This is a genomic window from Pigmentiphaga sp., assembly GCF_019689535.1.
Taxonomy (GTDB): Bacteria; Pseudomonadota; Gammaproteobacteria; order Burkholderiales; family Burkholderiaceae_B; genus Pigmentiphaga.
On the sequence record NZ_JADGHH010000177.1, the window covers coordinates 1 to 7,263 of the forward strand.

At 64.7% G+C, this 7,263-nt stretch carries 8 protein-coding genes; 4 read left to right on the forward strand and 4 right to left on the reverse strand.

Translation table 11 applies throughout. The annotated features are described in order from the left end of the window. Positions 1-105: 105 nt before the first annotated feature. On the forward strand, positions 106-816 hold the full coding sequence (locus tag IRZ12_RS13955) for a GntR family transcriptional regulator (RefSeq protein WP_296469523.1): 711 nt from the start codon (positions 106-108) through the stop codon (positions 814-816). Between the two features lie 67 nt (positions 817-883). Here IRZ12_RS13955 and mnmA read toward each other — a convergent pair whose 3' ends face one another. Continuing rightward, a complete protein-coding gene (gene mnmA / locus IRZ12_RS13960; RefSeq protein WP_296469525.1) occupies positions 884-2,011 on the reverse strand; it encodes a tRNA 2-thiouridine(34) synthase MnmA in 1,128 nt (375 codons plus the stop codon). Beyond that, positions 2,004-2,513, reverse strand: coding sequence for an NUDIX hydrolase (locus tag IRZ12_RS13965; RefSeq protein ID WP_296469527.1), 510 nt, complete (start codon positions 2,511-2,513; stop codon positions 2,004-2,006). Before IRZ12_RS13965 ends, mnmA begins: the two co-directional genes overlap by 8 nt. Before the next feature lie 141 nt (positions 2,514-2,654). Between IRZ12_RS13965 and IRZ12_RS13970 the strand changes: the two genes are divergently transcribed. From IRZ12_RS13970 to IRZ12_RS13980, 3 genes are read left to right on the forward strand one after another with little or no spacing between them, the layout of a single operon-like run. After that, a complete protein-coding gene (locus tag IRZ12_RS13970; RefSeq protein WP_296469529.1) occupies positions 2,655-3,782 on the forward strand; it encodes a Re/Si-specific NAD(P)(+) transhydrogenase subunit alpha in 1,128 nt (375 codons plus the stop codon). Then, complete coding sequence (locus tag IRZ12_RS13975) at positions 3,782-4,111, forward strand: NAD(P) transhydrogenase subunit alpha (protein ID WP_296469531.1); 330 nt, start codon at positions 3,782-3,784, stop codon at positions 4,109-4,111. Before IRZ12_RS13970 ends, IRZ12_RS13975 begins: the two co-directional genes overlap by 1 nt. After that, entirely contained in the window at positions 4,111-5,544 is a 1,434-nt protein-coding gene (locus IRZ12_RS13980) for an NAD(P)(+) transhydrogenase (Re/Si-specific) subunit beta (protein ID WP_296469533.1), read from the forward strand. Before IRZ12_RS13975 ends, IRZ12_RS13980 begins: the two co-directional genes overlap by 1 nt. Here IRZ12_RS13980 and IRZ12_RS13985 read toward each other — a convergent pair. Next, positions 5,528-6,382 carry an alpha/beta hydrolase gene (locus IRZ12_RS13985; RefSeq protein ID WP_296469535.1) on the reverse strand — a complete coding sequence of 285 codons (855 nt, stop codon included), beginning with the start codon at positions 6,380-6,382 and terminating at the stop codon, positions 5,528-5,530. The two genes, IRZ12_RS13980 and IRZ12_RS13985, sit on opposite strands and share 17 nt — an antisense overlap. 27 nt (positions 6,383-6,409) lie before the next feature. Beyond that, a complete protein-coding gene (locus IRZ12_RS13990) occupies positions 6,410-7,165 on the reverse strand; it encodes an enoyl-CoA hydratase/isomerase family protein (protein WP_296469537.1) in 756 nt (251 codons plus the stop codon). Positions 7,166-7,263 lie beyond the last annotated feature (98 nt).

Sequence of the window (7,263 nt, forward strand, 5' to 3'; positions counted from 1 at the left end):
TTTTTGTACATATTTTCTCCACTATCGGCGATTTATACACATTCATATAAAATTGCCCCGACCTTTGCCAGTGCACTCCCGGGACGCCGGGCTTCTGGAGCATCCGTGGCACGAAACCCAGCCCATTCAGCCGACCAGGGCGCAGCCGCCCCCACCATGGCGTCTTCGCTCTACGACCGCATGCGCGCCGACCTGCTGGCGGGCCGCCTGCTGGCCCCCGGCCGCAAACTGCAAATCGAATTCCTCAGCCATCACTACGGCGCAGGACAAACGCCCGTGCGGGAAGCGCTGAACCGCCTGACGGCCGACGGGCTCGTCGAACAACGCGACCAGCGCGGATTTGCCGTGGCCTCCGTCAGTCCGGCGGATCTAATCGAGATCACCAACACGCGTTGTTGGCTGGAAGAACTGGCGCTGCGCAAATCCATGGCATCCGGATCCGCGCAATGGGAAGAGGAATTGGTGCTGGCCTTCCATCGCCTTTCGAAAACCCCGCGCTCCCTGCACCCGGACCGCTTCGAGGCCAATCCGGAATGGGAGCAGCGGCACCGGGCTTTCCACCGGGCGCTGATTGGCGGCTGCGGCTCACGCTGGTTGATCGGGTTTTGCGAGCAGCTGGCAGACCAGCTCTATCGGTATCGACAGCTCTCCGTGCAGAAGATCTTCCCCGACCGCCCCATCCAGGAAGAGCATCAGGCATTGATGGATGCGATCACCGCCGGCAACGCAGACCTCGCGGTGACGCTCTTGACGCGGCACTACCAGGAAACCGCCCGCATCGTGCTCGAAGACCCGGAGGCATTTGCTAGGGGCTAGGACCGGGTGCCGCCGGCGTACCCGCCCTGGCGCCTTCCGCCGCGAAGAACGGCCGCGGGCCCGTGCGTCAGCGTTCGGAAGAAGGTGCCGTAATGATGCCACCGCCCAGGCAGACCTCACCGTCGTATAGCACGGCGGACTGGCCGGGCGTGACGGCCCATTGAGCCTGCGGGAAGCTCAGCGCAAAACCGTCGCCAGCCGCGCTTTCCAACACCGCCGGCGCGTCGGGCTGGCGATAACGCGTCTTGGCCCCGTACGAACCGGGCGCAGGCGGCTCGCCCGCCACCCACGAGGCCTGCTCCGCTTGCAGCCCATGGCTCAGCAGCCAGGGATGATCGTGCCCTTGCACCACATACAGGGTGTTTGCCGCGAGGTCTTTTTTCGCGACATACCAAGCATCAGCCGTGCCGTCCGCCTGTTGATGCCCTTTGACGCCGCCTATGCCCAAGCCCTTGCGTTGACCGAGCGTGTAGAAAGACAGCCCCACGTGCTGGCCCACGACCTGGCCCTCGGGGGTGCGTATGGGCCCCGGCTTGGTGGGCAGGTAGCGATTCAGGAACTCGCGAAACGGGCGCTCGCCGATGAAGCAAATGCCAGTGGAATCTTTTTTCGCCGCATTGGACAGGCCAAGCTCATGGGCGATGCGCCTCACCTCGGTCTTTCGGATCTCGCCTAGCGGAAATACCGCCCGCGAGAGCTGCTCCTGGTTCAACCTATGCAGGAAGTAACTCTGGTCCTTGGTATCGTCCAAGGCCTTGAGCAGCTGGTAACGCCCCGCATCGGGCCCCGACTCGACCTTCCGGACACGCGCGTAGTGCCCTGTGGCGATGCGTTCCGCGCCCATGCGCATGGCATGGTCCAAGAACGCCTTGAACTTGATCTCGGCATTGCAGAGGACGTCCGGGTTCGGCGTGCGACCGGCCGAATATTCGCGCAGGAACTCCGCGAAAACGCGGTCTTTGTACTCGGCCGCGAAGTTGACGGCCTCGATGTCGATGCCGATGACGTCCGCCACGCTCGCGGCATCCAGCCAATCCTGCCGCGTCGAGCAGTACTCGGAGTCGTCATCGTCCTCCCAGTTCTTCATGAACAGGCCGACGACCTCATAGCCCTGCTGCTTCAACAGCCAGGCACTGACCGACGAATCCACCCCGCCGGACATGCCGACGACGATGCGTCCCTTACTGCTAGCCATGATGCTTATCCAAAATTGCCGGGTGAGTGTAAAGGGCGTCCAGGGCAAGCCAGGGCCGCCCCGAGGCCCGGGCACGCAGGTAGTCGTCCACGCAGCGCATGACCAGCGGGCTGCGGTGTTCTGCCTGCCGCGCGCGCAGTTCGTCGGCGTCGATCCAGAACGCGCGCCGGATGCCTTCGTCCAGGCTCCTGCCCGGGACGGGATCGCCCGCCGCACCAACGAAGGCAAAGCGCAGGTAGGTAGGCGCAGCCTCGCCCCCGGGGCGCCACAAATACGTGCCCAGCAGCCCTTCCGGCAGGAACGGGTGCGCGGTTTCTTCCAGGGTTTCGCGGCAAGCGGCCTGGGCGAGGGACTCCCCCGCTTCCAGGTGGCCGGCCGGCTGGTTCAGCCTGAGGCCTTTGTCCGTCTCTTCTTCGATGATGAGGAATCTGCCGTCACGCTCGATGACGGCGGCGACGGTCACGCGGGGCGCCCAAACCGTGTAAAGCTCGCTCGGATCCATGCGGCATTTTATCCCGCCGGGAGCTGTCGATGCCTGCCCGCCGCATGCTAGGATGCATCGGGCCATACGGGGGAACGCACACACCGCGCAAGACGGTAGCGCCCTCGTGCCGGGCTGCCACAATGCACGAAGGAGAATCTCATGAAGATTGGGATCCCGACTGAGATACGGCCGGGGGAAACTCGCGTTGCCGCCACGCCGGAAACGGTGAAGAAGCTGGTCGCCGGCAACGCAAACCAGGTGCTGGTACAAGCCGGCGCTGGACGCCACGCCTGCTTTACCGACGAAGCCTATGCGGCCGCGGGCGCCAGCGTGGTGCCGGATGCCGCGCAAATCTATGCCGAGGCAGACCTGGTCCTGAAGGTACAGGCGCCGCAGGATGCCGAACTGCCACATCTCCGTTCCGGCCAAATGCTGCTCGGCATGCTCAATCCGTTCGACGCCGAGCGGCTTGCGAAGCTCGCCGCCACCGGCGTAACCGCCTTCGCCCTGGAGGCGGCTCCCCGCATCACGCGGGCGCAGAGCCTGGACGTGCTTTCTTCTCAGGCCAACATCGCGGGCTACAAGGCGGTCATCGTCGCTGCCGACCACTACGGCCGCTTCATGCCCATGCTGATGACCGCAGCCGGTACCGTAAAAGCGGCGCGCGTGGTCGTGCTGGGCGCGGGCGTGGCCGGGCTCCAGGCCATCGCCACGGCCAAGCGGCTGGGCGCGGTGGTAGAAGCCTCGGACGTGCGCCCGGCTGCCAAGGAGCAGGTCGAGTCGCTCGGCGCCAAGTTCATCGACGTGCCCTACGAAACCGAAGAAGAACGCGAGATCGCCCAAGGAGTGGGCGGCTATGCGCGGCCCATGCCGCCGGCCTGGATGGCGCGCCAGGCGGCACTGGTCGCGGAGCGCTGCAAGCAGGCCGACATCGTGATCACGACCGCCCTGATCCCGGGGCGCCCGGCGCCGGTGCTGGTCACTGAAGAAACGGTCGCCGGCATGAAGCCCGGATCGGTCATCGTCGACCTCGCCGTCGAACGCGGCGGCAACTGCCCGCTCTCCAAACCCGACGAGATCGTAGAGGCCCACGGCGTCAAGATCATCGGCTATACCAACCTTGCCGCGCGGGTCCCGACGGATGCCTCGGCACTCTACGCCCGCAACCTGCTGGATTTCCTGAAGCTAGTCATCGACAAAGACGGCAAGCCGGCCATCCAGCGCGAAGACGAAATCGTCGCCGCCTGCATGGTATGCGACGCCCACCGTGTGTTGAGGAACAAGTAATGGAATTCATCGACCACACCATCGTCAACCTCATCATCTTCGTGCTGGCCGTCTACGTCGGCTACCACGTGGTCTGGAACGTCACCCCCGCCCTGCACACGCCGCTGATGGCGGTGACCAATGCCATTTCCGCCATCATCATCGTGGGCGCCATGCTCGCCGCCGCCTTGACGGACACCGGCCTGGGCAAAACGATGGGCGTCCTCGCCGTCGCGCTCGCCGCGGTCAATGTTTTCGGCGGATTCCTCGTCACCCGGCGCATGCTGGAAATGTTCCGGAAGAAGTCCAAGCCCGCCACTGCCGAACCGTCCAAGCAGGAGGCCCGCTGATGCTCTCGCTCAACGTCGTCACCCTGCTCTACCTCGTTGCCTCGGTGTGTTTCATCCAGGCACTCAAAGGACTTTCGCACCCCACGACGTCCCGCATGGGCAATGCGTTCGGCATGGTCGGCATGGCGATCGCCGTGCTGACCACGGCCGCGCTCATCGTCAAGCTGAGCAGCGAGCCCTGGGCAGGCCTGGGCTGGGTCATTCTCGGGCTGCTGGCGGGCGGTGCGGCCGGCACCGTCATGGCCAGGCGCGTCGAGATGACGAAGATGCCAGAACTCGTGGCTTTCATGCACAGCATGATCGGCCTGGCCGCCGTGTTCATCGCGATCGCGGCGATCGCCGAACCGCAGGCCTTCGGCATTGCCGCACCCGGCCAGGCCATCCCCATCGGCAACCGCATCGAACTGTTCATCGGAACCTTCGTCGGCGCCATCACGTTCTCGGGCTCCGTGATCGCATTCGGCAAGCTCTCGGGCCGCTACAAGCTCCGGGTGTTCCGCGGCGCACCGGTGGTCTTCCCCGGCCAGCACATGCTGAACCTGCTGCTCGCGCTGGTGATGATCGCCTGCGGCATCTGGTTCGCCGTCACGCAGCAATGGACGCCCTATGCGATCATGACCGCCATCGCCTTCGTCCTGGGCGTGCTCATCATCATCCCCATTGGCGGTGCCGACATGCCAGTGGTGGTCTCCATGCTCAACAGCTACTCGGGCTGGGCAGCCGCGGGCATCGGCTTCTCGCTGAACAACCCCATGCTCATCATTGCGGGGTCGCTGGTGGGGTCGTCCGGCGCCATCCTGTCCTACATCATGTGCAAGGCGATGAACCGGTCGTTCTTCAACGTGATATTGGGCGGCTTCGGCGGGGACGCCTCGGCCGGAGGTGAAGCTGGCGCGCAGCAACAGCGCACGGTGAAGTCGGGCAGCCCCGAGGATGCCGCCTTCCTCCTGGCCAACGCCGAAAGCGTCGTGATCGTTCCCGGCTACGGACTGGCCGTGGCGCGCGCCCAGCACGCGCTCAAGGAACTCTCCAGCAAGCTGGCCGAGAAAGGCGTGGACGTGAGATACGCCATCCATCCGGTGGCCGGCCGCATGCCCGGCCACATGAACGTGCTGCTGGCCGAAGCAGAAGTGCCCTACGATCAGGTCTATGAAATGGAGGACATCAACTCCGAATTCGGCCAAGTAGACGTGGTGCTGGTGCTCGGTGCGAACGACGTGGTCAACCCGGCAGCGAAGAACGACCCCAAATCGCCCATCGCCGGCATGCCCATCCTCGAGGCCTACAAGGCGCGCACCATCATCGTCAACAAACGGTCGATGGCCGCGGGCTACGCCGGCCTGGACAACGAGCTGTTCTATCTCGACAAGACCATGATGGTCTTCGGCGACGCGAAAAAGGTCGTCGAAGACATGGTCAAGGCCGTGGAGTAAGCAAGGCCTTCAGCGCGGCGATCAAGGCGAGCGGCTGATCGAGCATCAGGTAGTGGTAAGACTCTGGGATCACGATTGGCCCGCGCCCGCGCCGCAGGCAGCCCACGATGCGTTCGGCCTCCTGCGGGCGGATCACCGTGCTGGACTCCCCGCGTAAGTAGTCCACGGGGATGTCGAGGCCCCTGAGCACGACGCCCATGTCGGGCTCGTGGGGCCCGGGCGGCAAATATGGATCGAATTTCCAGATCCAACCGCCGCCTTCGGGCCGGAGCGAAAAGCGCGCAACGTGGTCCAGCAGGAACCCGTTATCGCACGGTTGTTCCGGCGTCAGCCGGTAACGTGCGCGCGCGCTCTCGAAATCCGGATAGGGCTCGAGGCGCGGCTTGCGAGGGGCGGCCGCCGCACTCGGGGGGCTGTCCGCAAAGCGGCAGATGCTGTCGACGGCCACCACATGGGCGATCAAGCGGGGAAACTCTGCCGCGGCCCGCAATGCCCGCGCACCACCGAAGCTATGCCCGACCACCACTGCGGGAGCCAGCCCTGCATCCTCGACCACGGCCGCGATGTCCGCCGCAAAACCCAATGCGCTGTATGTCTTGCGATGCCCGCTATCACCCATGCCAGATAAGTCCATGGCCACGACGCGATAGCGGTCCGTGAAATATGGCGCGATGAAATCCCAGTAATGTGCATGCGCGCGATAACCGTGCACGAAGAGCAGGCCCGGGCGGTCCCGGCTCTCGAGGCCCCACGCCAGATAATGCAGCCGGGCGCCCTCTGACATGACGAATCGCGACTCGGGGCGATGCGCCAAGGCACGCTCAAACCATGCAGGCATGCCGGTTTTGTGGGGCTCGCCCATGGTTCAGTCGATCCGTGCCCGCGGCTGGGCGGCGGACCCTTCGACGACCGACGCGTGGCGGCTGGATTTTGCAATGTCCAGGCGCGCCTCGCCCACGAGCTGCATATGGCGCGCTATGGCAGCCCGGCGCTCGGCCAATACCAGTTTCTTCGTCAGCCGCATCGCGCGGGAGGAATGGCGCGCAAGCTCTTGCGCCAAGGAGAGCGACTCGGCATAGGGATCCGATGCGACACGATTGACTAAGCGAATCTCCCGGGCCTCCTCTGCCGTGTAAGCGCGGCCGGTCAGCATGATTTCCAGCGCTGCGGCTTCACCCACAATGCCAGGCAAGGTGACATCGCTGATGCCGGACAGCATGCCGTGCTCCACCTCCGGAAACGCCAGGCGTGCGTCCGGGCCGGCGATGCGCAGGTCGCAGTGGATGGCCAGCGTCAACCCGAATCCGATGACATAGCCGTGCAGCGCAGCGACCACCGGCTTGGTCAGCTCGACTCCCACGGTGGGGATCGCATTGGCCAGGACCTCGGTATCCACCGTGCGCCCCGTCTCTTTCATCTCCTTGAAATCAGATCCGGCCGAAAAGGCCTTCGGGCCTGCGCCGCGAACGACGATCGCCCGCACGTCGTCCCGGGCCTCTGCCTCGCGCCAAATCTCGCCCAACGCCATTTTGTGCGCCGAATCCAGGGCATTGAGACGCTCCGGCCGGTTCAGGGTGACAACGAATACGCCGTCCCCCTCGCTTTGAAATTCGATGCTCATCGTTGCTCCTTGCGGCGCCACCCACATCGGCGCCAGCGGGAAGGCCATTCTAGGAAGAGTTTGTATAGAGCACAATATGTGTTTATTATGAACATACC